Here is a 24,859-nt window from a genome sequence, read left to right on the forward strand (position 1 = left end):
GTTTACGCCCCTCCAGAATTTCGCGTACGTTGAGCCGCTTTTTTTGCGGCCGTCGACGAGCGCCGCTGTACAGCACGAGGAACAAGGGATGTTCGCGCCGGCCAATGAAACCCACTTTGCCCTGACCATCGAAGGGCTCTCCGCCGATTTTCAGGTATTTACCCTGACCGGCCGGGAAGCCATCAGCCAGCCTTTTGTGTTTGAGGTGGAGCTGGTCAGTGAGCAGCCGTCGCTGGACCTCGAAACCCTGCTGCACAAACCGGCCTTTCTGCAGCTGTCGCCCGATGGCAGCGGCATCCACGGCCAGATCTACCGCGCCGCGCAAGGTGACTCGGGCAAGCGCCTGACGCGCTATTCGGTGACCCTGCGCCCGCAATTGTCGTACCTGGCGCACCGCGTCAACCAACGCATCTTCCAGAACCTCACGGTGCCGAAAATCATCGGCATGGTCCTCGAAGAGCACGGCATCCAGAGCAACGCCTACGAGTTCAAGACCGGTTCGATCTATCCCGAGCGCATCTACTGCGTGCAATACGATGAATCGGACCTGCATTTCATCCAGCGCCTGTGCGAGGAAGAAGGTATTCACTACCACTTCCAGCACAGCGCCACGGCGCACAAGCTGGTGTTCGGCGATGACCAGACAGTGTTCCCGAAACTCCAGCCTGTGGCCTACCAGCAAGACTCCGGCATGGTCGCCAGCAACCCGGTGATCAAGCGTTTCGACCTGCGTCTGGAAACCCGCACCAGCCGTACCACGCGCCGCGATTACGACTTCGAAAAACCGCGCCTGACGCTGGAAAGCGAAAACCGTGGCGACGCCCTGCCCGACCTCGAAGACTACGACTACCCGGGCCGGTTCATCGACCGCGAGCGCGGCAAGCACTTGGCCAAACGCGCCCTAGAACGTCACCGCAGCGACTTCCAGCTTGCCGAAGGCAAGAGCGATCAGCCGCTGCTGGTCAGCGGCCATTTCCTCGCCCTGACCGAACACCCGAAGGCCAAGTGGAACGACCTGTGGCTGCTGACCGAAGTCCTGCACGAAGGCAAGCAGCCGCAAGTGCTGGAAGAATCGGTGACCAGCGACACCACTGCCCTTAAAGACGATTTCCATCAGGGCTATCGCAACCGCTTCCAGGCGACCCCGTGGGACGTGCCGAACCGTCCACCGCTGCGCCACCCGAAACCGCGCATCCTCGGTAGCCAGAGCGCAGTGGTTACCGGCCCGAAAGGCGAAGAGATCCACTGCGACCAGTACGGCCGGGTCAAAGTCCAGTTCCACTGGGACCGCGAAGGCCAGGCCGACGACAAGACCAGTTGCTGGCTGCGCGTCTCCAGCGCCTGGGCCGGCGCCCAGTACGGCGGCATCGCCATCCCGCGCATCGGCATGGAAGTGCTGGTCACCTTCCTTGAGGGCGACCCCGATCAACCGCTGATCAGCGGCTGCCTGTACCACAAGGAAAACACCGTCCCGTATGAGCTGCCGGCAAACAAGACCCGTAGCACCTTCAAGACCCTGAGCTCGATGGGTGGCGGCGGTTACAACGAACTGCGCATCGAAGACAAAAAAGGTCAGGAGCAGATCTTCCTCCACGCCCAGCGCGACTGGGACGAGAACATCGAGCACGACCAGAAGATCCGCGTCGGCAACGAACGCCACGACACCGTCGAGCAGAACAGCTACACGGAATTCAAAGCCGAAGAACATCACACCGTCTACGAAGACCGCAAAGTCGAAGCCCGCGCCAACGACCACCTGACCGTGGGCGTCAACCAGCACATCAAGATCGGCACCGGCCAGTTCATTGATGCCGGCCAGGAAATCCACCTCAGCAGCGGAATGAAAGTCGTGCTCGAAGCCGGCGCCGAGTTGACTCTGGTCGGCGGCGGCAGCTTCATCAAGATCGACGCCGGCGGCGTGACCATGAGCGGCCCGACGATCAACATCAACTCCGGCGGCAGCCCCGGCAGCGGCACCGGGGCCGCCCCGCTGATGCCCGGCGTGCTGAAACAGGCCGACGCCGACAAGGCCGGCCAGGTCCTGACCCCGGCCCAGATCAACACCCTCAAACGTAACGCGCCGTTCTGCGAAGAATGCGAAAAATGCAAGGCAGGTGCCTGTGCCATCTGATCGACTGACACCCAAGGACTGGCTGGCACAACAGCCGCTGCAGAGTGGCGAGCGCCTGTACCTGATCGTCAGCGCAGCAAGCGATGCCGACGCGCTGAAAACCCTGTACCTGACCGAACCCACCGCCCAGCTCCTGCCAATCTGGGGCGGCACGCCCTACTCCACTTGGCAACCAGTGATGCCCTACGTCACCGAACTCAAACCGAACTCGGCATTCCTGCCGTGGATCGCCGAAACCGACGCCCTCGACTGGGGCTGGCTGGCGGTGTCATACGCCGAACCGAACGACGTGTTCGAGCACCTGCGCAGCCTGACACAGGTGAAGATGCCCGACGGGACTGAGGTGTTTTTCCGCTTCTGGGATGGGCGGCATATTTATCCGATTCTGAAGGGGCTTGGGGAGAAGGCTGGAGAAGTACTGCCGGTGTTTGAGCGGTATCTGATTAATGGGCAGACGCTGGAGGTTGGGACACGGGTGCTGCCGAAGGTGAAGGATTGGCCGTGGTGGGAGGTGCCGAAACCATTGCTGGACAGCTTGACCAAGGAAAACCCGTCGACCGTCATCGGCAATATGCTGCAGTGGCTGCAAGAAGAACATGCTGATCTGTATTTCTCCTTCCCCGAATCAAACCTGAAACAAAAAGTGGCGCGGTTCGTAAAACGCACGCCACTCACGGAAGAAAATTTTACCGGGCTGTTGAAGGCCTATTTGGAAAAAGAGGTGGTGGTATGACCCCATTGGATACGATCGCTCATGTCACCGCTAAACAGCCTGACTTCAACACGCTCATTGCGGAGTTCAAGAATTGCCTGAAAAGTTACCGTTCCACTGCCCGCGTCATTCCTGGCCTGGAAATGGAGCAGCAATTTCAAGTTGGGGACGAGGTCAAAAAACCCGTCGCGGCGGACAGCAAGAACAAAGCCGTGTATTTCGCTACCTGTCCCGAGAATGGAAAACTCACGCTGATTCATAGTTTTGAATCGGCGCGTTTTGTGCCGATTGGCAACACGCCAGTAGTCCTGACTCCCGTCGATGCGAAGAACAACCCTGTGGCAGGGGAAGTCGTGCGCAAAACCATCGGGGCAACCGGAATTGAAGTCGTCAGCGACCTGAAGCCTCGCCAGCTGTACCGGATTAGCTTTTTCCCTGGCCTGACCAGCGCAGACAACGATCGACTGTTCAAATCCTACGACGACGTCATCGGCGATCTAAGCAAGTGGTTGTCTTCAGAATGGACAACCACTTGCCTGCCGTTGTGGAAAGAACATAACGACGCTTCGATCGCTGGGCGCTTCTGGCAGCAGTTGCAATCCGAACTGGATGGTTTCTGGAAATTCGTCATGGGTATCTGGGGCGATATCAAGTCGCTATTTCATCTGGTGACTCACCCTCGCGAGAACTATGAAACGCTCAAAAAATTCTTCACCGACGAAAATATCAAGAAGATCTATAACGCTTCCACGGAAGCACTTCGCACCAGTTTTCTAATCGCAAGTGATGAGCCGTTGCTTTGGGTTTATGTCTCTTCCGTTTGGACGTGGGTGTCGATGCTGCCACCGCAGACCCGCACCGAAGTATTGGCCAGATTGAAGTCGGAAATCCTCTATATCGTGCTGGGGATCATTTTCACAGGTGGACTGGGCGTTGCATTGCGCGCAGGAGCTAAAACGGTCAAGGGCACGTTGCAAGCGCAAAAAGCGATCAACATGGTTGAGAAAGTCACCGCCAAGCTCATCGAAATCAGCAGGATTCGCTCCAAAGCCCATGCGGATGCAGCCGCTTCATTGAGGTTTCACGGCAACGGTGTCACCAATTCAGGCAAAAAAGCAGTGGCTACTGTCGCTGATCATACGCCTGCACAAACAGCCACCGCTCCGAAGCGCCCCTCTCCCACGACAGGAGGGAAAGTCGAAAACGACGCGCAAATCCACGCACGAAACAAAACCCAGAACGAAACCCGCCTCGAGCAGCAGGAGAAGGTTGAAAACGCGCCCGCCCAGGCCAAGAACCAGGCTGATCAACCCGCTCAGTGTGCCAACAAAACCTGCACTAACGGTGACCCCGTTTCCATGGTCACCGGTGAAGAACTGCTCACCCTCACCGACGGTGAGCTGGGCGGCCTGTTACCCCTGGAGTGGACCCGTCTCTACCGCAGCAGCGCCGTCGAAATCGATAACCGCATGGGGCCGGGCTGGAGCCACTCGTTTTCTCATCGCCTGCAGATCAATGATGAAGGCGTGCTGTGGACGGACAACGAAAACCGTCAAACCCGGTTCCCGATACCGACCGAGCAAAGACCTGCCATCACGAACAGCCTTGCTCAAGCAGCGATTTTCCTGGGGGATGCACCCGGTGAACTGATTCTTACGCAGGCCGGGGCAAAACCGCGTTTCTATCATTTCCGCGCAAACCGGCTGACCACCATCAGTGATTCGTATGAAAACCAGGTGCACATCAGCTATGACTTGGTCGGGCGCATTCAGCGCATCGACAATGGCGCCGGCCGGGCTTTACTGCTGCGCTACGACGACCGGCATATCATTGCCGTGGATCAACAGCAACAACGTTCGGAATATGACGAGTCCGGGAAACGCCAGGATCCATGGCTAACCCTGAAGACGCTAGTCTCATACGCGTATAACGCTCAACATCAACTCGTTTCGGCAACTAACGCCGCCGGTGAAACCGAGTATTACCGGTACAACCAGCAGCACGTGATTCTCGAGCGGCAACTGGCAGGCGGCGCCAGCTTCTTCTGGGAGTGGGAGCGTGATGGCAAATTTTCCCGTTGCGTCCGCCACTGGGCAAACTACTCGCCACTGGAAACACGCTATGAGTGGGACGACAACGGTACGGTAACGGTTTACAACGGTGATGGTAGTGAACAGGTTTACGTGCATGACGAAAATGCGCGTCTGATCAGCGAAACCGCTCCGGATGGCGCAGAAACTCAAAAAGCCTACGACGATCAGGGCCGTTTGATCGCTGTAAAAGACCCAATGGGCGCCATCACCGAGTATCAGTACAACAACGCTGGCCGGTTGCTGGCCGTGATTCCCCCAGAAGACGAGCCCACGCGTTACAACTATTACAACGGCCAACTGATCGAGGTCAGACGAGGCAAAGGTCGCTGGCAGTACGACTACAACCCGCAAGGCGACATCACCCAGCAAATCGATCCGCACGGCAATGAAACCCAGTACAGCTATGACCGTCAGGGCCGACTGCTGCAAATTCGTCACCCCGATGGCAGCCGCCATCAATTAGGTTGGAACAACCTCGGTCAATTGCTCGAAGAACGTCTGCCGGACGGTGGCCAACGCAAGTACCGCTACGACGCCTTGGGCCGGCTGATTACCCGGCAAGACGAATTCAGCGCCATCACTCATTACCAATGGGATGCTGTTGATCGCCTGACCCAAGTCACCCTGCCCGGAGGCGCCACGCGCGCGTTTACTTACAACCCTTACGGCCGCGTAACCGCCGAACGCGATGAACTCGGACGCATCACCCGTTATGAATACGCTGACAACCTGCATCTGGTCAGCCGCCGTATCAACCCGGACGGCAGCCAACTGCGCTATCGCTACGACAACGCAGGTCTGTTGCTCACTGAAATCAAGAACGAACGCGGCGAGCAATACCACCTCGATTACTACGCCAACGGCCTGATCCAGCAAGAAACTGGCTTCGACGGCCGCCGCACGGCTTATGAGTACGACCTCAACGGTCAGTTGCTAAAGAAAACCGAGTTCGGCGATGACGGCAGTGAGCTGGTCAGCGAGTACCAGCGCGACACCTCAGGCCGCCTGCTGGTAAAGACCCTGCCCGACGGCAAGGAAATCCACTACAGCTACGACGCCCTAGGTCGCCTGGTCAACGTCGACGACGGTAACTGGCCGCTTGCCTACGAATATGACGTGCAGGACCGCTTGATCACCGAGCACCAGGGCTGGGGCACCACCCGGTACGAATACGACAGCGTCGGTCAATTGAGTCACTGCCGCCTGCCCGATGGCAGTATGCTCGATTACCGTCACCTGTCCGGTGGACGTCTGAGCAGCATCGATCTCAACGGTTCTCGCCTGACCTCTCACCAGTTCAGCGCCGGTCGCGAGCAGCAACGCCAGCAAGGCCTGCTGCTCAGCCAATATCAGTACGACGAACAGGGCCGACTGCAAGCACACAGCGTCAACCAGCGTGACAAAAACCTCTTCCAGCGTCGTTACAACTACGACGCCAACGGCAACCTCGCCGGCGTCGACGACAGCCGCAAAGGCAACCGCAGCTATCACTACGATCCACTGGATCGCTTGATCAGCGTACGCGGCGCAACCCCGGAAAGTTTCGCCCACGATCCGGCGGGTAACCTACTGGGTCAGAACAACGAAGGCACGGCAAACCTCGCCAACGTCAAAGGTAACCGCCTGCTCATGCAAGGCGACCGCCATTATGACTACGACGCTTACGGTAACCTGATCCGTGAACGTCGCGGCACAGGCCAGAAACTCGTCACCGAGTACCGCTACGACTGCCAGCACCGCCTCGTCGGCGTCAGCCTGCCGGGCGGCAGTACCGCGAGTTACAAGTACGACGCCTTCGGCCGCCGCATCGAAAAAACCGTCGACGGTCACACCACCGAATTCCTGTGGCAAGGCGAGCGGCTGATCGCCGAAAACGCAGAAAACCGCTACCGCAGTTACATCTATGAGCCTGGCAGCTTCCGCCCACTGGCGATGCTCGATGGTGAAGGCCCGCGCAAGGCCACGCCGTTTTACTACCAACTCGACCACCTTGGTACACCGCAAGAACTCACCGACTACAGCGGTGAGATCATGTGGTCGGCGAAATACCGTGCGTACGGCAATCTGGTAGCGCTGGACGTCAGTGAAATCGATAACCCACTGCGGTTCCAAGGTCAGTATTTCGACGCAGAGACAGGGTTACATTACAACCGGCACCGCTACTACAATCCAGGCACTGGACGGTTTTTGACGCCTGATCCAATTAAGCTTGCAGGTGGGCTGAACAGTTACCAGTACGTGCCCAACCCTACCGGCTGGGTAGATCCTTTGGGCCTGAATAACGAGTGCCTTAAAAGCACATCCCAATCGTCAGGAAAGGTCGAAAGTCCGCCGGAAAAGGTGAAAGTAGATGAAGGGCAGCCAACACCAATTAATATCGATACAGGAACGGCGAACGCCTTTGTCTCGCAGAACTCGCCTATCAGGCATGGTCTGAAAGCCGAAGTCCAAGGCAAACAGATGGTTATGACTGAAACAGCTGCTGGAGAATTTAAAAACATCACCAGTAAAATTGCTGGCCCCCAAGAAAAAGCTCGGGCTGAACGTTTCATGGAAAAAGTGAAGATCATTCCAGACGACCCATCTGAAAGGGCCATCAAGTTAACCACGACCAAAAAAGTCGGCGAAAACGATAAAATAATTTTTGGTACTGGAGATAAAATCGGTGCTAAAACAATGACATCGGATGCCAAATTTGTTCGAGGAGCATCCAGTCAAGGCGTTGATTTTGATGTCCACATTCACGACCCAGTACCTTTGAAAGGAGAGTAAAAGGTGAAGACAAAAAGTGATTTAGATGAGTCCTTATTAGATGCTTTTCACATGTTGAAACAGGCTTACCCAGAAGGTATATCCGCCCCAGACTACTTTCCTGTACTGACTCTTCTTTATGAGTATTTTTCTGATAGAAATCTAGCCTCCTTGATTTCAGAAATTAACAAGACCGATTCAGATTTAGTCATAAACGACATCTACGCATCTGTCAGCACACAGAAACCCAGTGAACAAGCAGTAGACTCTGTCAGAAAAAAATTAGAACCATTCAATTTTCACTCCATCTGTGTAGATGATTAAGAAATAAGAGAACTGACAGGTATATTTTATATACCCATGATGATAAAACTAACCTCTTGTCTCTTTTTCGCTTCTCAGCGCCACAGACACGCAAACAAAAGAGAACCGAGCTTAGGTGACAGTTTTTTCTTACAAGAATAAATCTGTCACTTTTCTGATTCTGGCCCCAGACGGCAAAAATTCATCCGTCTACCATTTCCGCTTCAACAGCAAAGGCGCCACCCTGATCGCCATCAGCGACAGCTATGGCAATCGGCTGCACGTCACGCGCGATATCCACGGTCTAATCAAGCGCCTCGATAACGGTGCCGGTCGCGCCCTGCTGCTGCGTTACGACCGCTAACACATTATCGCTGTGGACTATCAACAGTTCCTGCCAGCGGACAACCTGGAAGATGCCTGGAATACCGTTCAAACGCTGGTGACGTACAGCTATGACGCACAGCACCGTCTGATCGAAGCGAAGAACGCGGCCGGCGAAGCCGAGCGCTATCGCTACAACGAACAGCACGTGATTCTGGAGCGCCAACTGGCGGGCGGCGCGGCCTTCTATTGGGAGTGGGAGAACGAAGGCAAACTGTCTCGTTGCATCCGTCACTGGGCCAACTTCTCGCAGATGGAAGCGCATTACGCCTGGGACGATAAAGGCAGCGTAACGGTAACCAACGCCGATGGCAGCGAAGAGGTCTACACCCACGACGACCAGGCGCGACTGATCAGCAAGGTCGACCCGGACGGCGCCGAACACCTCAAGGCGTACAACGACAAAGGTCAGTTGATCGCGGAAAAGGATCCGTTGGGTGCCGTCACCGAATACCGGTACGACGACAACGGACTGATGACTGCCGTCATCCCGCCGGAAGACGAAGCCACCACGTATGAATACATCAATGGTTTCGTCAGCGATGTTCATCGCGGCAAAGCCAGCTGGAAGTACCAACGTAACCGTCAGGGCGACATCACCCAACAAATCGACCCGGACGGCAATGCCACGCTATACAGCTACGATGCCCAGGGTCGCCTGCTGGAGATCCGCCACCCCGATGGCAGCCGCCATCAACTCGGCTGGAACAACCTCGGGCAGTTACTGGAAGAACGCCTGCCGGACGGCGGCCAGCGTAAATATCGCTACGATGCACTGGGTCGGCAGATTACCCGTCAGGAAGAATCCGGCGCCATCACCCACTACCAATGGGATGCGGCCAACCGCCTGGCACAAGTCACGCTGCCGGGCGGCGCAACACGTGCCTTCACCTACAACGCCTATGGCAACGTCACCGCCGAACGCGACGAACTCGGTCGCGTCACGCGATATGAGTATGCGGAAAACCTACACCTGGTCAGCCGCCGCATCAATCCGGACGGCAGCCAACTGCGCTATCGCTACGACAACTCGCGTCTGTTACTCACCGACATCGAAAACGAGCGCGGCGAACATTACCAGCTCGATTACTACTCGAACGGCCTGATCCAACAGGAAACCGGCTTCGACGGCCGTCGCACGGCCTACGAATACGACCTCAACGGCCAGTTGCTGAAGAAAACCGAATTCGGTGATGACGGCAGCGAACTTGTTACCGAATACCAGCGCGATACCGCTGGCCGTCTGCTGGTAAAAACCCTCGCCGATGGCGAAGAGATTCATTACAGCTACGACGCTTTGGGTCGTCTGGTGAATGTCGACGACGGCCACTGGCCGCTCGCCTATGAATACGACGTGCAGGATCGCCTGATCACCGAACACCAGGGCTGGGGCACCACGCGTTACGAATACGACAGCGTTGGCCAACTGAGTCACTGCCGTCTCCCTGACGGCAGCACACTCGACTACCGTCACCTGTCCGGCGGACGCCTGAGCAGCATCGACCTCAACGGCTCACGCCTGACCAGCCACCAGTTCAGCGCCGGTCGCGAACAACAGCGCCAGCAAGGCCTGTTGCTCAGCCAATACCAATACGACGAACAAGGCCGCCTGCAAGCACACACCGTCGGCCAGCGTGATAAAAACCTGTTCCAGCGGCGCTACAACTACGACGCCAACGGCAATCTCGCCGGCATTGACGACAGCCGCAAAGGCAATCGCAGCTACCATTACGACCCGCTCGATCGCTTGGTCAGCGTACGCGGCACGACACCGGAAAGCTTCGCCCACGACCCGGCGGGCAACCTGCTCGGTCAGAACAACGAAGGCACGGCCAACCTCGCCAACGTCAAAGGCAACCGCTTGCTGATGCAGGGCGACCGTCATTACGACTATGACGCCTATGGCAACCTGATCCGCGAACGTCGCGGCACGGGCCAGAAACTCGTTACCGAATACCGCTACGACTGCCAGCATCGCCTAATCGGCGTCAGCCTGCCGGGTGGCAGCACCGCGTTCTACAAATACGATGCCTTCGGTCGTCGTATCGAAAAAACTGTCGATGGTCAGACCACCGAGTTCTTGTGGCAAGGCGAACGGCTGATCGCCGAAAGCGCAGACAATCGCTATCGCAGCTACATTTACGAGCCGGGCAGCTTCCGTCCACTGGCGATGCTTGATGGCGAAGGCCCGCGCAAAGCCACGCCGTTTTACTACCAACTCGACCACCTCGGCACACCGCAGGAACTCACCGACTACAGTGGCGAGATCATGTGGTCCGCGAAGTACCGCGCCTACGGTAACCTCGCTGCGCTGGACGTCAGCGAAATCGATAACCCGCTGCGCTTCCAGGGTCAGTATTTCGACGCCGAGACAGGGTTACATTACAACCGGCACCGCTACTACAATCCGGGCACTGGGCGGTTTTTGACGCCGGACCCGATCAAGCTTGCGGGCGGGTTGAATAACTACCAGTACGTGCCTAACCCTACGGGGTGGGTGGATCCGTTGGGTTTGAGCGGTAACTGTCCTGATGCGGATAAGAAATTACCGCAAGGTGCAACCCCTGGGTCTACTTCAGGGGATACAGTCAAAGACGCAGGACCTTCCGCTCCCCCAGAACCACCACCTATCGGTCAGGGATATCACAATGAGGTTTATGGAAGTAAACCAGTAAAACCACAAGATGCAGTAAAACGATGGGAAGATTTCTTAGGTGAGGGGCCGTATACAAATATTCATCCTAGGACTGGGTTACCAGACAACGATAGAATTGTGTCTGCCGACGGCAAGAGAAGTATTCGGTATGGTAACCACGAAATGAGTAGCAAACCGAATAAGCATCACTACCATGAAGAGACGTGGACACTAGATCTAATAAACAATGTAATGAACGTCGACAACACCGTAATACGAGTACCACTAGGAACAAAATAAATGAATATTACGATAGCAAGCATAGTTAAAAGTACGCACAATAAAATACTTGTCGAGTATTCAACACCCTATGGAAAAGGCTTATCAGTATTTACAGGTTCGCCCCCTAACGCAAATCAAACACTTGATGTCGAAATCAATATAGATGATGAGTTCATTTGGGGAGAAAACTTGACCCCCTCCTCAAAAAACACGCCTTCCATATCCTTCGAACTAGGATTCACATACATCACAGGAGAGTTAATCGTTATTGAGGACGACGGTTGCGGTGTATTAAAAATTGGGGATGCGATAATACTAATTTCTCTTGAGCAAAAAAAACATACCCTACCCATATACGTAGATATTATTGCAAAAGAAATCTCCATCCACCCAACCAACATATGAGCAAGCAATACCAAAATCCGTTCGAGGGGCAAAAATGACAACACAAAAATGTATCCCACGAAGCGTATGGCATGGGCTCGACGGAACAGGTTACAACAACATTGCGCAAGAGCTAAAATCCGAAGATCCTTCACTAAGAAAATGGATTTCAGTATACGCCATTTACAAATACCCCTTTACCAGTGATCCATATCAGTATTACGACTTTATCCATCAATCGAAAAATTTCCGATATGCAACAGTGATATTTACAATCCCAACCGAAACACTTGAAATAAGTGACGGCGTGGACGACCGAGACATCAATCTCTTAAAAATAGAAACCATGAACTCTGAGGCGGAAATCAACGCCCTTCTTGAGAAGTATGACATCGACCCAGAACTTTTCACCACTCCATGGCGGTGTGAATACCCGTTCTAGTTGCCGAACTGCAATCAGAGGGAGCTAATTTTTTTGTTGAAGGAAATAAATCCGCCGACTTTTTCAATTAATTAAAAAATACATGGGCAATGTAAAATTAGACCAAAACTCAAATATGAACTTCAACCGATTCGAGTCCCAAGCGGTTGGACAGTAACAATCAACAACCTTTTTGAAGTTGAATTTACACCAGAAACCACCGACTGGTTTACCTGCTCAGTACTATTGGGCGGGGTACGTCGAAGTAGCGGGCACTGCTTCGATTCTAGAGTAGAACCTGATGGCGACCCCAACGGAGAGTTCGTAATTGATTTTCTGAAAATCGATCACGACCAAAAAGGAAAACCTGTTAAAAACTCCGAAGTCTTTCTTGGTGAGTTCAGAACCAAAAGCAAGATTGAATTTATAAAAAAATTGAATCACTCATGATCGAATCGTGAAATACAGACATCTAAACCCAGTACCTACCAATATAGCAAAAGCAAATAAAGCGAGAGGGAAAATTTATTTTTCACACTTTACAAAAAAACACTAAAACAAATCCACCCCGCTCTTTAAATCACTTCCCGTTATTAAACCTGAATGGATAAAAAAACTGTAGATACGGCATAAAAATCTTACACCCAAAGGAAATGTGACGCTTGAAAACCCCACATTTAATCGGCGGAAATAATGTTAGAAACCAACAAAAAAATTATTCTTAACGGAGAAGATGCTCTCGAAGTCCTAGCAGATATCGAGTTCATATTAATTTCACTGCACAAAATGGGTAGCTATTACTCCGACAAGCCAATCGAAAACTACCAAAAAGCCACCACTAACTTCATTGATAACGAAGGAGTCACCCAACGACTTGCCAAAGTAAGAAAAATCATAAGCAAGAATTTTGATTCGACACTAGGAGATGATGACATGGATGACATTGAGCGCCACATGGAAGGGATTAAATTTTGGAAACCTTAAATAAATTTTCAAACATATAATTCTCAACAGACTTTTATAGATATAATCAGCAGCGAAGTTTCCATACGCTTACATCTATAAGGACAGCGATCAAAGGAAACAGATTATTTTCCATAGCACTCAAAGATATTGAAAAAACAAATCTGTCACCTTTTTGAAAAAAACACAGCACTGATGATATAAACCATGGGGTAACGACCCATCCGTGCCACCTGGGGACTATAAAGAAAAATGAAAGTCAGATGCAAAACAAACAAAATAGACAACAGCTTTACGCAAGATACTGCAACAAGACTGGAGCGTTACATCTCGATCAGCGACAGTGAGCTAGACATAGAAATTGGAAAAGAATATACGGTTTACGGTATAGAGTTCTGGGATAATTGCCCATGGATTTATATATGCGCAGACTCTTACGATGAATACCCCAAACCGTTCGCACTAGATTTTTTTGAAATAACAGATCAAAAACTTTCTTCTTATTGGGTCCTAAACTCAAAAGACACATACAATAAAAAAGTCAAGACACAGCTCGTTTTTTGCGAATGGGCTGATGACGACAGCTTTTATGAAAAGTTAATCGATGAAGATGATGCATGCGTTATCACATTCGAAAAATATAGAAAAGCTATGGACATCGAATAAATGAAGAAAAATCAAGAGATGAAAGGGACAAATTCATATTCCACAGACACCTCAGAAGACATTAAAAACAAATACTTCCCTTTTGCTAAACTTAAATCTATGACCAACTTAAAACTTAGTAAAAGCAAAGAATCTAGTAGAAACCACTAAGCATTTTGAGCAACCTAACATGTGGACATCATCAATATCGAACAAAAAGCAGTGGACGTCGATTTTCGGAGAAACATATTCCCCCTCAAGCATGCGTATGTCATACGTAATGCTGGACGGAAACTCTATATGCATAAAATTATCCAGCAAAATAGAGCAAGCAGCCCCTAAAAAAGTGGCTGACAAAGAATTACAACGAGTATGATTTTCAGCTCTACATAGTAGACATAGAGAATTTCAACTTCAGCGGCACCATCACCTTAACAATCGAGGGGAAATCCTCAGACTACAAAGCCACAATTAAATTTGAAAATAACTGTACAACCACATGTCAAGCAAAAAATATTAATATAGCCAATATTACGGCATACAATAATGACGGCGCAGTGTAGCGCAATGCGCTCACTGACACTTTTATAGACAGTAGTGCATTCAGACACTACCGACGATGTCGGGAAAAGATCACAGTTTCTTATTACATAGATGTGATTATCTTACAACCTAAACGCTTTCATAAATCTGGCTCGTGAGCTTCTTGGCTCTATGCAGAAACCATACCCATTACTTTGCGGCCCTTCGGTTTACATGAGCACCCATGAATAAACATCAAATCACACTCACCAATAACTGGACCGCCACCTTCGAAAACAACGGTGAGTTCCGCATGGGAGCCGAAGGCTGGAGCTTGCTCCTGCAAGGACCTGACGGCAGAAATATCAATTACTTCGCGGACAAGATCATTTTGGTCAACGATGACGACGGCACCCAGGCTAATTCGTGCATTCATCTATCCAGCGACGGTGTCTACGGTTATTTGAGCACAGCCGTTGACAGCTGCTGGGTGATCGATTTCTCGCGGTGCATGATCGCCCCGCACCGAGTGAGCATCCATCACTACCATGACGCCTATGACGAAAGCGTGGCAGCTTACGAACAACCCGCCTTCAAGCGTGTGAGGCAATACATCAGTGTGGTTGGAAGGCACATCTATCTGACCTTCCCGCTGACCAAAGATGAAGACTTCCCCAAGGTATGGGAAGAGTATCTATCCATACGCAAACGCCAACTGGATGAGCTCTATTTCAGAAACTGATCAGTGGGCGCCAATATCATCGTAGCTATTTGTGCGCCCTACCCGATCAACTCGTCCATCACCTCATACTTAACCACCACCCGATTCCGATACAACCTCACCCTCTCCACCAACTCCCCCACCTGCCCCTTCTCCCGCACTTCCCGCCAGATCTCATTCTCCCGATACACCCGCTCCCCCTCCCGCACAAACCGATGCCCTTCCTGAAACACGTGATACCGATACGCCCGCACCCGATCGCACAACAACTCCCCCTCCAACTGCGTCACCCCCACGTTCAACTTCAACTGAAAACTCCGATCAGTCGGGTTGTGCAGTACTAGATCAACGTAGTTGTAGAAAATCGCCGCGCCAGATCCGAATGGCAGTACTCGCCCCTCATCCGGGAATGGGTCGAAGCTGTGGTTGGAGCGTTCAACCACTATCAGAGGTGAGTGGATCGCTATCCAGTGGATCAGGTTGCTCAGTTGGCAGATTCCGCCGCCGATACCGCTGCGTGCTTCGCCGAAGGACAGTTCCATGCCTTCAACGTAGCCGCGTTTGCGGGTTGGGCGGCCGACGAGGCGGCAGAAGGAGAAGTGTTCGCCGGGGGCGATGATGAGGCCGTCGATGGCGGCGACGGCGAGTTTCAGGTTGATGACTTTGTTGTGTTGCAGGGCGAGGTCGGAGTCGCCGAGTTTGCGGATGAGTTTCGAGGTGTGTTTGAGGTAGCGGAATGGCAGACGGTCAGCGCCGGCAACCAGGCGTGCGTAGCGTTTGCTGGAGCAACGCCAGGCGATCTGGCGGAACAGTCTTTTTTGCCACACGCGCAGCCAGTACAGGGCCGGGTGGTAGAGGGAAAGTGGTTTCATCCGTGAGGCAACGGCAGGCGCCGTTTTGTCCTTGAAGCGTGTTAGGGGCGCGCAGTTTAGCCTGTGGGACGGCTTGCGTCGTGCGCGAGATGTCGTGTCTCGACACACTTCGAATGGCTTGCTGAACAGCAAATTAAGCTTCAGCTAAGCTTGCGTCGCTAGCATCCCGGCCCGAGAGACACCTGTCGCCGATCAACCGCGGATGAGCTTACCGAATGAGCCAGTTTGATTTACCAGCCGTTACGCAGCCGAATTTCAGTCTTGTATTGGTAAATTACAAAACCCCGGACATCACCCGGATGTGCCTGGAGTTATTGCGTCAGCACGTTCAGGCGCAGCGCATTCCGGTTTGGGTGGTGGACAATGATTCGGCGGACGCCAGCCTGGATTACTTGCGTTCGCTGGACTGGATCAATCTGATCGAACGTCCCTCCCCCGGCAAAGAAGCGGGACATATTGCGCATGGCAAGGCGCTGGATCTGGCGCTGGAAAAAGTTGAAACCGATTATCTGTTTCTGCTGCACACCGACACCTTTGTCTACGACAAGGAAGTCTTCGCGATGATGCTGCGTGAGTGTACAAAGTCTGCGGACATCGCCGCAGTCGGGTGTGTCGAGCAAATCAATCGAGGGATTCTGAGAGACACCTGGCGACTAACTTCGCGCTTTTGCAAACATTATATTCGCCGGGCGAAAAACTCATTGGGTCTGCACAGTAAAGAGCCGAAACCTTATCGGGAAACTCATCTCAAGAGTTTTTGCACCTTGTGGAACGCCAAGTTGATGAAGTCCCAGGGACTGCACTTTTGCATGGATGACCGAGTGCCCGGTTATACCCTGCAGGATCGAATGGTCGGTCTGGGCTACGGCATCAAGCTGCTGTCACCGCGCAAGATTTTCCGCTACCTGGATCACATCCAGGCAGGAACCGTCGCCGCTGCCGGCACCTACGGCAAAAACCACCGCCGCACCAAAATGTATGAAGCCACCCTCAAACGCTTTGAGGGGCAGGCATCGGTATAATCGCGAACACAAAAAAGGGCGACTGCAAAGTCGCCCTTTTTTTATCTTAAATTGTATACATCCGCTCCGAAGAGGTGTTCGCCCAGTGTAATGGCCTGGCAATCCATGCACCGGTAAAGAGCCCTGACACTGGGCGAACGGGAAGGATTTTAATAGAAGTTGGCGGATATGTCGTCATACCTAAAGGTAAATTTAATGTACGAAGAAGTTAATAGATATTTATCGACGAAATCCTTTCATGAAACTTTCAACGCACGGCTCAAATCGTTTCAGATGATTGTTCTCATACAATAATCTGTACAAGAACAATCATCTTGTAGAGTTAATACTCAGCTTTCATGCTGACTGGTCACTTTTAATACATCGGTATAAGTGACAACTACGCTTTGCCCGACTTTCAGATCTTTCAGCCTGGCTTGAATTTCAGGCTTTTTCACGTCGAGTGTTTTCGACTGGCCTTGGGGGTTTTCCAAGGTTACCTGATTATTCTTCAAATCAATTTTGGTGATTTTCAGTTGCACCTGAATCTGGCGATAAGCCTCCCCGCCCGGGTTTTCAGTGCCCGGAGCGTTGCGCAGCTCGCCGCTGCGCTCGACGGTGCCAGGCAGACCTTTATCCACATCGGTATCGAGGTAAGCCGCCACGGAACGCTGCACTTCGACTTTGACCAGATCACCGACCTTGAGGTTGGCGAGGTTTTTCGCCTTGTCGCTAAGCTGAACGTGAACCTGTTGACCTTCGGCACCTTCCAGCACCACCTGATGATTGGCCGCATCGACAGCCAGCACTTTGGTGGTGACCTGATCGGCCTCGACGGTAGCAGAAAGCGGAATATCGGCCGCCATGGCGCCGAAGCTGGTGGCGGACAGGACGGTTGCGAGGGTGATGGCCTTGGCCAGAGCGTGGAGCTTCATAAGCGGTACTTTCCCTGTAATGAATGGCAGCAACCGGCGCCAACGCGTATTTGGCGCCGAATGTGCCACTGAGCATAGACGCTGTTCAGGGCTTGGCTTTCGTTTCTGCCGCGGCGGTCTCCTGCGCGGTGGATTCGCCACTGGTGGTGCCCTTGCCGCTGTCCTCGCGCTGTTTGGGGTCGGTCGGGCGCAGGGCGTCGTTGTCGCGCTCGGTTTCTCCCGGTGGCCGGGGTTCGTCGGGGTGTTCGCTGGGGGATACGGGTTTCATGGTGGTTCTCCTCAGGCGTCAGGGTCATCCAGTTCATTGGCGACGTTCGCGGCGGGCGAATCCTTGTGCAGGTCATCGGCCTTGGCGCGCAGGATCTGCCACTGCTCCAGATCGATCGCGCCTTGACCGAGCAGGTCGTCGGCGATGCGCTGCAGATCGAAATAGTGAGCGTCGGGGGACTGCTGCCAGTAGGTCTGGTCGTCGAACAGGCGTTGCCAGGTGGTGAGATCTGGGGGTTGCAGGTCGTCGCTCATGGGCGGGCTCCTCGCCGGGGTCTCGGAAATGGGCCGGGATTGTTCGGTAGAGGGTGGTAGACGGGGCGGAGTTCCGGGCAATTGCTCTGTGGGTGACTGTACCGGCGCCTTCGCGGGCAAGCCCGCTCCCACAGGGGTTTGTGTACGAAACTCAGTACCCGGTCATTTCCAGATAGCCGCGCCCGCCATGGCTGCCGCTGATCCGCACCGGCCCTTCCCAGTAAGGGATGCGCAGGTTCATCCAGGCATTGGGATTGAGTGCGTCGAGGCTGATGTCGAGGTGTTTGTCGGGAATGCTGATCGACCAGCGCACCGGCATCTGGCGGCCGACAACTTTTGCGGTGTCCTTGGGTGTGAGTCTCATCTGCGCGCCGTGCAGGGTTTCGGTCTGGCCGTCGGCGTTGATCCAGGTGCCGGTCAGATACGGCGCGCCGTCGGTTTGCCGGGTGCGAAACAGCATCAGCGACTCACCACTGTCCAGGTGCAGGGAAAACCAGTCCCACCCGGTCTGATTGGCTGCCAGCGGCTGGCTGCTCCACTCCCGATCCAGCCACGCCGGGCCGCTGACGGTGTAGGTCTGGCCGTCGATTTGCAGGGTGCCGCTGGCCTGAAAAAACGGCTGACTGTAGTAGTACGAAGCCTGACCCTGTTCGGATTTTCGGCTGAAACCGTTGTCACCTTGCAACACCAGTGGACGACTGGAGGTGAGGTGCAATTGATAGCTGAAGGCTTTGTCGCTGGCGCTGAGTTGCAGATCGGTCAGCGGATCCTGCGCCTGACTGGCGAAGCGCCAATCATCGATCCACGCCTCGAACGGCGCCACGTTCACCCCGGCCTGCCCCACTCCGCCCCGGGCATAGCGCTCGGCGGCATGGTGCGCGGTGGCTGAAGTCACCGCGGCATGCCCGAGCCAGATCGTCTGGTTGCCCCAGCCCGGCTGCTCTGCCGCAGGCTTTAACGCACTGCGAAACAGAGTCCATTGCACACCGAAATCGTGGCCCTGCTGATCCTTGAGATTGGCGGTGACATACCACCACTCGATACGAAAACCATCATGTGCGCCGTGATCTGCCGGGAAGCTGAACACCCGCCCCGGCACCACCGGTGTGAACTGCGCGGCCTGATCGCCGAGCCCGGCAAAACCCTTCTGCTCAGGCACAGGCTGATCGCAACCGCCCAACAGCAGCAACGCGAACAGCAGCGCAACCCGGTTAATCCTCATGGGCAAACGTCCTCAGCAGATCCGCCGGTTGCGTGCGGTACAACGAATACAGCGGCCATGCCGAGGCCAATAGCGTCGCCAGCAACGCCAGCCCGAGCAACTGCAGCAGTTGCAGCGGAAAGATCCGCAACGGCAAGCGCCAGCCGAACGCCTGCACGTTGATCACCGCATCCAGACACCACGCCAACGCGATCCCCAACGGCAACGCCAGCACCAGCGTCAGCACCGCCAGCAGCCAGGTCTGGCCGAGGTTAAGCAGCATCAACTGACGGCGCGTCACACCCAGCGCCCACAGCGGCGCCAGTTGCCCGAGGCGGCTCTGGCTCTGGGTCAGCAGGCTGATGAACAGCGCCACACCGGCCACCGCCAGGGTCAGGCTGTTGAGCGCGGCGGTGGCGGCGAAGGTGCGTTCGAAAATCTGCACCGACCAACCCTTGAGTCGCGCCTGATCGACGATGCGGCTGTCATCAAGCTGAAAGCGCGTTTGCAGTGCGCGCAAAAACGGCGGGATATCGGGCGGCGCGATGCGCAGGTTGAAACGGTTCGGTGTCAGTGACGGCCACAGCCGCAGCAGATGATTGCTGTTGACCAGCACGTGCCCCTTGGGATTGCCGTAGTCGGCGTAGATCCCGACGATCCGCGGTGACCACGCCCCGCCCGGCGTCGGCACGCTCAAATGATCCCCCGCCCGCACCTTCAGCCGTCGTGCCAGTTGTTCGCTGAGCATCACTGAATCGTCGTTCGCCAGATGCGCCCACGGATCACCGGCGATCGCCTCGAGCAACGGCCAGTGCTGCCGGTAATAAGGATGATCGATCACCCCGAAGACATCCGCCGGCCAGCCTTGCAGGGTGACCGCGACTTGCCAGTTGGGCAGCACCGCGCTGACGTTCGGCTGTTGTTTGAGCCAGGTGTACATCTCGCGCGATTGCGCCGGATTGACCGGGTTGAGGTACAACTCGGCACTGAGGCGTTGTTCGAGCCAGTCGTCGAAGGTCTGGCGAAAACCGGCGGTCATGCTGCCGGCGCCGATATTGGCCGACAGCGCCAGCAGCAACGCCATCAACGCCAGACTGAGTGCCGGCAGTTGCTGGCGGCAATCGGCGAGAAACCACTGACCCAGCACCGAACGACTGCGCCCGAGCAAAGGAGTAAGCACTGCGCTGAGCACCACCGGCAACGCCAGCGCGGCGCCGAGCAGCAACCCGGCCATCAACACAAAACCACTTCCGAGGCTGTCACCAAACAGCAACGCCAGCAGCGCAATCAAGCCCAGCACCGCCGCCAGCCAACCCTGACGGCGCAACCAGCGCGCATGCTGCAGATGCCAGGCTTGCGGATCCGCCACCGCCAACAGCGGCAAGCGTGCCGCACGCAGCAGACTATTGGCACCGGCCAGCAACGCGCCGAACAGGCTCAAACCAATACCGCTGAACCACCACCACGGACTCAGGCGCAACTGCCCCGCCACTTCCGCGCCGTACAGACCGCGCAGGCTGGCGGCGACATCCGGCAGCAACACGCTCGCCAGCCAGTAACCGCTGATGACTCCGAACACCCCGCCAGCCAACGCCAGCACACCGAGCTCGACGACCAGACAGCCGATCAACATCCGCGCACTGACCCCGCAGGCGCGCAACGTGCGCAGCAGGCCACGACGCTGTTCCAGCGCCAGACCGATCGCCGCGTGCACGATAAACAGTCCGACCAGAAACGAGAGAAAGCCCAAGGCATCCAGGTTGAGGTGAAAGCTCTCGGTCAGGCGCGCCAGATTGTTTTCCTCGGCGCTGCTTTTGAGCTGCAGCCGACCATTGAACGCGGCCGGCAGCTCGCCATGAAAATCCTTCGGCAGCAACAAGCGCGATAATTGCCCGGGCTGTTCGAGCACGGTTTGCGCGACGCCGATGTCCACCAGCAACACGCCAGGCGCCATGTCCTTTTGCGCGTGCAGCGGCGGCAGCGTCTGGCCGCTGGCGGTTTGCGGCGTGGCGCCTTCGGTCAGGCCCAAGGCGTGCAGGGTTTCCGGGGAAATCCAGGTGCTGCCCGGCGGTGAGAAGAACGCGACGATGCGCTCGATCGGCATCGCCTGCCCGGCCACCGCAGCGTCCGTCGGCAGCGACACCGGTTCGATGCCCATCAGTTGCAAGCGCTGATCCGGGTGATCCTTGAGAACCAAACGGCCTTGCAGCAACGGCGACACCGGCCAGCCTGCGCGGCGCAGATTGATGAACCACTGCTGGGTGAACGTCGCACCGCTCGGTGTGGCCAGACTGGCCTGGGGTTCGCCGCCGATCATCTGACTGGCCCGGGCGTAACTGTCGCGGGCCTGACTGTTCAGTGCCTCGACCCCGGTCAGCAGACTGGTCGCCAGCCACAACCCGGTCAGCACACTGAAAAACTGCACCGGATGCCGCCGCCAGTGGCTGAGCAACGCACGCAGGGTTTGCCAGAATACGTTCACGTCAGACGGCCGCTGGACAACACCACCCGCTGCGCCAGTCGCGCCGCCACGCGTGGGCTGTGCGTGACCATCAACAGCGTGGTCGGCGTGTCATCCAGCAACTCGAGCAACAGGCGCAGCACTTCGTCGCTGGTGGCTTCGTCGAGGCTGCCGGTGGGTTCGTCGGCCAGCAGCAGTTTCGGCCGCGACGCCAAGGCCCGGGCCAGCGCCACCCGCTGCTGCTGACCGCCGGAAAGTTGTTCAGGATAACGCTTGAGCAAATCGCCCAGCCCCAGACGCTGCACCAGATGCGCTTGCCAACGCGGTTCATGGCGCCCGGCCAGGCGCGCCTGGAACGCCAGATTGTCCTCGACCCGCAGGCTGCCGATCAGGTTGAACTGCTGGAACACCAGACCGATTTCAGTGCGGCGCCAGTCGGCCAGTTGCGCTTCGTTCATCTGCTCCAGCCGATGCTCGCCGCTGTGGATGCTGCCGCGATCAATTTTGTCGAGGCCGGCAATCAGGTGCAGCAAGGTGCTTTTGCCGCTGCCGGATTCGCCCATCAGCGCCAGACTGCTACCGGCTTCGAGCGTCAGGTCGACGCCTTGCAGCACCGGGAGCGGGCCTTGGGGGGTGAGGTAACTTTTGAACACGCCTTGAACCTGAAGCATGCCGCCATCCGTTGGGTCAATGTGGGGCAAGGATAGCGGATAGCGGCCTGATTGGATCAGTGGTGTTCGTACTGGTCTCATCGCTGGCAAGCCAGCTCCCACAGAGATTGAGGTTGCTCACAAATACTGGACTCACCATCAAACACCGTAGGAAATATCTTCAGATCAGCGGTGTTTGAACTGGCCCCATCGCTGGCAAGCCAGCTCCCACAGGGATTGAGGTTGTCCACAAATACTGAGTACACCCTGAAACACTGTGGGCGCTGGCTTGCCAGCGATGAGGGCAGTGAATCCAACACAAATCTCAATCCCCGGTCGCCACACTGGTCGCCGCCGCACCCGGTGTGACGATGGTCTTCAGATCAATGTGCTTCCACTCAGGCTTGGCCCCCAGCCGCGCATTGAAGCGGTAGTTGAAGGTGAAGTCGTCCGCCGTCGGCAGCGTCAACGGTTTGCCGTACAGCGCCTCGATGCCCGCCAGGTCATAACCCATCACCTGCAGCAGCGTCGGAAAAATGTTGTAGTGACTGGAGCGATCCTTGTTCGCCGGCAACGCTTGCGCCCAGTCCGGCCCGTGCAGCTGATCGCCCTGAATCACCACCAGTGGCACCAGCCCTTCTTCCTCCACCGGATCGCCGCCGCAGTGGGTATTGAGCCCGGGGTTGCCGCGTTCATGCAGGTCCTGACCGTGATCGGAGGTGTAGATGAGCAGCGCATTGTGCAAATTGGCCTGGGCAAATACCCGGGCGAAGAACTCGCCGACATTCCACAGCACGGTGTTCTTGTAGGCGTTGCGGTACAGCACCCAGTCATTCGGCTGGCCGTTGAAACCGTCGCGTTTGCCGGTGTCGGCGACTTCGGTGAATTGCCCGCGCGGCAAGGTCGGACGGTAGGCCATGAAGGCGTCGGGGTATTTGTCGTGCACCGGGAAATGCGCGCCGACCTTGTTGATCACCACCAGCTCCGGTTGATCATCGTTGAGCAGCTCGATCAGCTTGGCGGCGGCGGCCATGTCGCGGTCACGCACGCTGGTCTGGTCAAACTGGACGAACTCGTCGATATCTTTTTTCTCGGTGTCGGTCATCAGGTTCTGCAGATTGCCGGCAGTGCGCTGAGCATCGATGTACACCGTGCGCAAACCGGCCTTTTTCGCGTACTGCCAGATCGACGGCAGCGTGCTGTTGATGCGCATGTAGTCGGCACGGGTACCGCCGTAGCGCAACGTGACGTTGGTGTCGGCGCTGCAATTGGCGATGGATGCGGCGTAGCCGTAGTTGAAAATGTCGACGCCCGGATGCGCCTGATTCAGGTTGCTGTGCACTCCGAACGGCGCGTTGATGTCCAGGTAATTGCCGGAAATGCTTTCGTCGATGATCAGCACGATGTCGTGATTGATCGCCACTGCGTTGCGCGCCAGCGTCACCGGCTCGCGCGGGCCGACCGTGTTGTGCAGCGCTTCATAAGCGAACAGGTTCAGATAGGCCAGCGGCGTGTACATGATCGGCAAACCGCGCGCGCCCTCGCCCGCCCGCAGGAACAACACCGCGCTCAACAGCAGCACACCACACACCGGCGCCGCCACACGCAACGTGTTGGGCACCACCAGTGCATGGCGCGGTTTCAGACCGATGCCAAACAGCAACAGCAGACCACTGAGCGCGCCATGAATGATCGCGTCGCGATACTGGTAGGCGGCCTCCTGAATGAAGCCGCCGGAGTACACCAGCGAGACAAAACTGCTGTAGCTCAGGTAATCCGCGGTGACCCGGGTATAGACATCGAAAAACACCGCCGAGACAAACAGTGTTATTGCGAATAAGTGGCGAATGAGAGCCTGACGAATATAAGCCGTTAGATATAACGCTAAAGTAAGCGCCAAAAACATCGCGCCAAAAAGAAGTACAGCAAAACCGACGCCGATAGCATTTAACCGATCAACGTAATATTCGGAATAAAGCAGCAAATAAACAATTAAAAGCACTTCTTTGGCATATCTGAACATGGCGATACCGCTCGTGCAAAACGGCAGGGAGTCAAAGGTTTGTCGGTCAGAACCTGACACTAGCACCCAGCCATCAAAGCGCAAGAATTGACTGTTTTCTTTAGAAAGCGTCAAAAAACCGGTGACTCAAATCTGACACACACCAAACGCTAGAAGCCTTTAAATTAAAGACTTACAACCGTTTATCGCTTATTTTAAATCTGAACAAATCTGCAAAAAAACAACAAATCCAATCGCAGCAATGACT

At 55.3% G+C, this 24,859-nt stretch carries 19 protein-coding genes and 1 pseudogene; 12 read left to right on the forward strand and 8 right to left on the reverse strand.

Going from position 1 to position 24,859, the window contains the following annotated elements:
* Positions 1 to 88 precede the first annotated feature (88 nt).
* The 11 genes and pseudogenes from ACOYXG_RS16475 to ACOYXG_RS16525 all read left to right on the forward strand — a co-directional run bounded on the left by ACOYXG_RS16475 (position 89) and on the right by ACOYXG_RS16525 (position 14,968).
* Positions 89 to 2,131, forward strand: a complete 2,043-nt coding sequence (locus ACOYXG_RS16475; protein WP_460352846.1) for a type VI secretion system Vgr family protein — start codon at positions 89 to 91, stop codon at positions 2,129 to 2,131.
* Positions 2,121 to 2,864 (forward strand): DUF4123 domain-containing protein, encoded by a 744-nt coding sequence (locus tag ACOYXG_RS16480; RefSeq protein WP_460352848.1) that lies wholly within the window; start codon positions 2,121 to 2,123, stop codon positions 2,862 to 2,864. The genes ACOYXG_RS16475 and ACOYXG_RS16480 overlap by 11 nt, the downstream gene beginning before the upstream one ends.
* Complete coding sequence (locus ACOYXG_RS16485; protein WP_103367666.1) at positions 2,861 to 7,708, forward strand: DUF1308 domain-containing protein; 4,848 nt, start codon at positions 2,861 to 2,863, stop codon at positions 7,706 to 7,708. The genes ACOYXG_RS16480 and ACOYXG_RS16485 overlap by 4 nt, the downstream gene beginning before the upstream one ends.
* Positions 7,709 to 7,711: 3 nt before the next feature.
* A complete protein-coding gene (locus ACOYXG_RS16490; protein WP_103367665.1) occupies positions 7,712 to 8,011 on the forward strand; it encodes a DUF3349 domain-containing protein in 300 nt (99 codons plus the stop codon).
* Between the two features lie 181 nt (positions 8,012 to 8,192).
* Positions 8,193 to 10,905 (forward strand): annotated as a pseudogene (locus tag ACOYXG_RS16495) (RHS repeat-associated core domain-containing protein); the annotation flags it as partial.
* A gap of 404 nt (positions 10,906 to 11,309) precedes the next feature.
* Positions 11,310 to 11,696 (forward strand): hypothetical protein, encoded by a 387-nt coding sequence (locus tag ACOYXG_RS16500; RefSeq protein WP_027611624.1) that lies wholly within the window; start codon positions 11,310 to 11,312, stop codon positions 11,694 to 11,696.
* Positions 11,697 to 11,730: 34 nt separating this feature from the next.
* The gene (locus ACOYXG_RS16505) at positions 11,731 to 12,117 is read left to right on the forward strand and encodes a hypothetical protein (protein ID WP_460352851.1); all 387 of its coding nucleotides are present in this window, start codon (positions 11,731 to 11,733) and stop codon (positions 12,115 to 12,117) included.
* A gap of 672 nt (positions 12,118 to 12,789) precedes the next feature.
* The gene (locus ACOYXG_RS16510; protein ID WP_027611622.1) at positions 12,790 to 13,080 is read left to right on the forward strand and encodes a hypothetical protein; all 291 of its coding nucleotides are present in this window, start codon (positions 12,790 to 12,792) and stop codon (positions 13,078 to 13,080) included.
* Between the two features lie 231 nt (positions 13,081 to 13,311).
* Positions 13,312 to 13,725, forward strand: coding sequence for a hypothetical protein (locus tag ACOYXG_RS16515; protein ID WP_460352853.1), 414 nt, complete (start codon positions 13,312 to 13,314; stop codon positions 13,723 to 13,725).
* Between the two features lie 329 nt (positions 13,726 to 14,054).
* The gene (locus ACOYXG_RS16520) at positions 14,055 to 14,267 is read left to right on the forward strand and encodes a hypothetical protein (protein WP_460358491.1); all 213 of its coding nucleotides are present in this window, start codon (positions 14,055 to 14,057) and stop codon (positions 14,265 to 14,267) included.
* 203 nt (positions 14,268 to 14,470) lie between these two features.
* Complete coding sequence (locus tag ACOYXG_RS16525; protein WP_460352855.1) at positions 14,471 to 14,968, forward strand: hypothetical protein; 498 nt, start codon at positions 14,471 to 14,473, stop codon at positions 14,966 to 14,968.
* A gap of 38 nt (positions 14,969 to 15,006) precedes the next feature.
* Here the strand turns inward: ACOYXG_RS16525 and ACOYXG_RS16530 are convergent, their stop codons facing one another.
* A complete protein-coding gene (locus ACOYXG_RS16530; protein WP_460352857.1) occupies positions 15,007 to 15,819 on the reverse strand; it encodes a VanW family protein in 813 nt (270 codons plus the stop codon).
* A gap of 215 nt (positions 15,820 to 16,034) precedes the next feature.
* Here ACOYXG_RS16530 and ACOYXG_RS16535 point away from each other — a divergent pair, with 215 nt between their 5' ends.
* Complete coding sequence (locus ACOYXG_RS16535) at positions 16,035 to 16,841, forward strand: glycosyltransferase family 2 protein (RefSeq protein WP_027611618.1); 807 nt, start codon at positions 16,035 to 16,037, stop codon at positions 16,839 to 16,841.
* A 329-nt stretch (positions 16,842 to 17,170) separates the two neighbouring features.
* On the opposite strand, the gene ACOYXG_RS16540 is transcribed toward ACOYXG_RS16535, so the two are convergent.
* The 7 genes from ACOYXG_RS16540 to ACOYXG_RS16570 all read right to left on the reverse strand — a co-directional run bounded on the left by ACOYXG_RS16540 (position 17,171) and on the right by ACOYXG_RS16570 (position 24,612).
* Positions 17,171 to 17,755, reverse strand: a complete 585-nt coding sequence (locus ACOYXG_RS16540) for a hypothetical protein (protein WP_460352859.1) — start codon at positions 17,753 to 17,755, stop codon at positions 17,171 to 17,173.
* Positions 17,756 to 17,840: 85 nt separating this feature from the next.
* Positions 17,841 to 18,023 carry a hypothetical protein gene (locus ACOYXG_RS16545; RefSeq protein WP_027611616.1) on the reverse strand — a complete coding sequence of 61 codons (183 nt, stop codon included), beginning with the start codon at positions 18,021 to 18,023 and terminating at the stop codon, positions 17,841 to 17,843.
* Positions 18,024 to 18,034: 11 nt separating this feature from the next.
* Positions 18,035 to 18,277: a hypothetical protein gene (locus tag ACOYXG_RS16550; RefSeq protein WP_027611615.1), complete on the reverse strand. Its 243-nt coding sequence runs from the start codon at positions 18,275 to 18,277 to the stop codon at positions 18,035 to 18,037.
* A 151-nt stretch (positions 18,278 to 18,428) separates the two neighbouring features.
* Positions 18,429 to 19,499, reverse strand: coding sequence for a lipocalin-like domain-containing protein (locus ACOYXG_RS16555; RefSeq protein ID WP_027611614.1), 1,071 nt, complete (start codon positions 19,497 to 19,499; stop codon positions 18,429 to 18,431).
* Positions 19,489 to 21,960: an ABC transporter permease gene (locus ACOYXG_RS16560; RefSeq protein ID WP_460352862.1), complete on the reverse strand. Its 2,472-nt coding sequence runs from the start codon at positions 21,958 to 21,960 to the stop codon at positions 19,489 to 19,491. Before ACOYXG_RS16560 ends, ACOYXG_RS16555 begins: the two co-directional genes overlap by 11 nt.
* On the reverse strand, positions 21,957 to 22,610 hold the full coding sequence (locus ACOYXG_RS16565; RefSeq protein WP_460352864.1) for an ABC transporter ATP-binding protein: 654 nt from the start codon (positions 22,608 to 22,610) through the stop codon (positions 21,957 to 21,959). The genes ACOYXG_RS16560 and ACOYXG_RS16565 overlap by 4 nt, the downstream gene beginning before the upstream one ends.
* A gap of 304 nt (positions 22,611 to 22,914) precedes the next feature.
* Positions 22,915 to 24,612, reverse strand: a complete 1,698-nt coding sequence (locus tag ACOYXG_RS16570; protein WP_460352866.1) for a sulfatase-like hydrolase/transferase — start codon at positions 24,610 to 24,612, stop codon at positions 22,915 to 22,917.
* Positions 24,613 to 24,859: the final 247 nt, after the last annotated feature.

The organism is Pseudomonas sp. G3-39, from assembly GCF_054790485.1.

Excerpts from the sequence above, each read along its gene's own strand:
- ACOYXG_RS16475 (WP_460352846.1), top strand. The coding sequence starts at position 89 with ATGTTCGCGCCGGCCAATGAAACCCACTTTGCCCTGACCATCGAAGGG.
- ACOYXG_RS16485 (WP_103367666.1), top strand. The coding sequence starts at position 2,861 with ATGACCCCATTGGATACGATCGCTCATGTCACCGCTAAACAGCCTGAC.
- ACOYXG_RS16500 (WP_027611624.1), top strand. The coding sequence starts at position 11,310 with ATGAATATTACGATAGCAAGCATAGTTAAAAGTACGCACAATAAAATA.
- ACOYXG_RS16505 (WP_460352851.1), top strand. The coding sequence starts at position 11,731 with ATGACAACACAAAAATGTATCCCACGAAGCGTATGGCATGGGCTCGAC.
- ACOYXG_RS16510 (WP_027611622.1), top strand. The coding sequence starts at position 12,790 with ATGTTAGAAACCAACAAAAAAATTATTCTTAACGGAGAAGATGCTCTC.
- ACOYXG_RS16515 (WP_460352853.1), top strand. The coding sequence starts at position 13,312 with ATGAAAGTCAGATGCAAAACAAACAAAATAGACAACAGCTTTACGCAA.
- ACOYXG_RS16525 (WP_460352855.1), top strand. The coding sequence starts at position 14,471 with ATGAATAAACATCAAATCACACTCACCAATAACTGGACCGCCACCTTC.
- ACOYXG_RS16530 (WP_460352857.1), bottom strand. The coding sequence starts at position 15,819 with ATGAAACCACTTTCCCTCTACCACCCGGCCCTGTACTGGCTGCGCGTG.
- ACOYXG_RS16535 (WP_027611618.1), top strand. The coding sequence starts at position 16,035 with ATGAGCCAGTTTGATTTACCAGCCGTTACGCAGCCGAATTTCAGTCTT.
- ACOYXG_RS16540 (WP_460352859.1), bottom strand. The coding sequence starts at position 17,755 with ATGAAGCTCCACGCTCTGGCCAAGGCCATCACCCTCGCAACCGTCCTG.
- ACOYXG_RS16545 (WP_027611616.1), bottom strand. The coding sequence starts at position 18,023 with ATGAAACCCGTATCCCCCAGCGAACACCCCGACGAACCCCGGCCACCG.
- ACOYXG_RS16550 (WP_027611615.1), bottom strand. The coding sequence starts at position 18,277 with ATGAGCGACGACCTGCAACCCCCAGATCTCACCACCTGGCAACGCCTG.
- ACOYXG_RS16555 (WP_027611614.1), bottom strand. The coding sequence starts at position 19,499 with ATGAGGATTAACCGGGTTGCGCTGCTGTTCGCGTTGCTGCTGTTGGGC.
- ACOYXG_RS16565 (WP_460352864.1), bottom strand. The coding sequence starts at position 22,610 with ATGCTTCAGGTTCAAGGCGTGTTCAAAAGTTACCTCACCCCCCAAGGC.
- ACOYXG_RS16570 (WP_460352866.1), bottom strand. The coding sequence starts at position 24,612 with ATGTTCAGATATGCCAAAGAAGTGCTTTTAATTGTTTATTTGCTGCTT.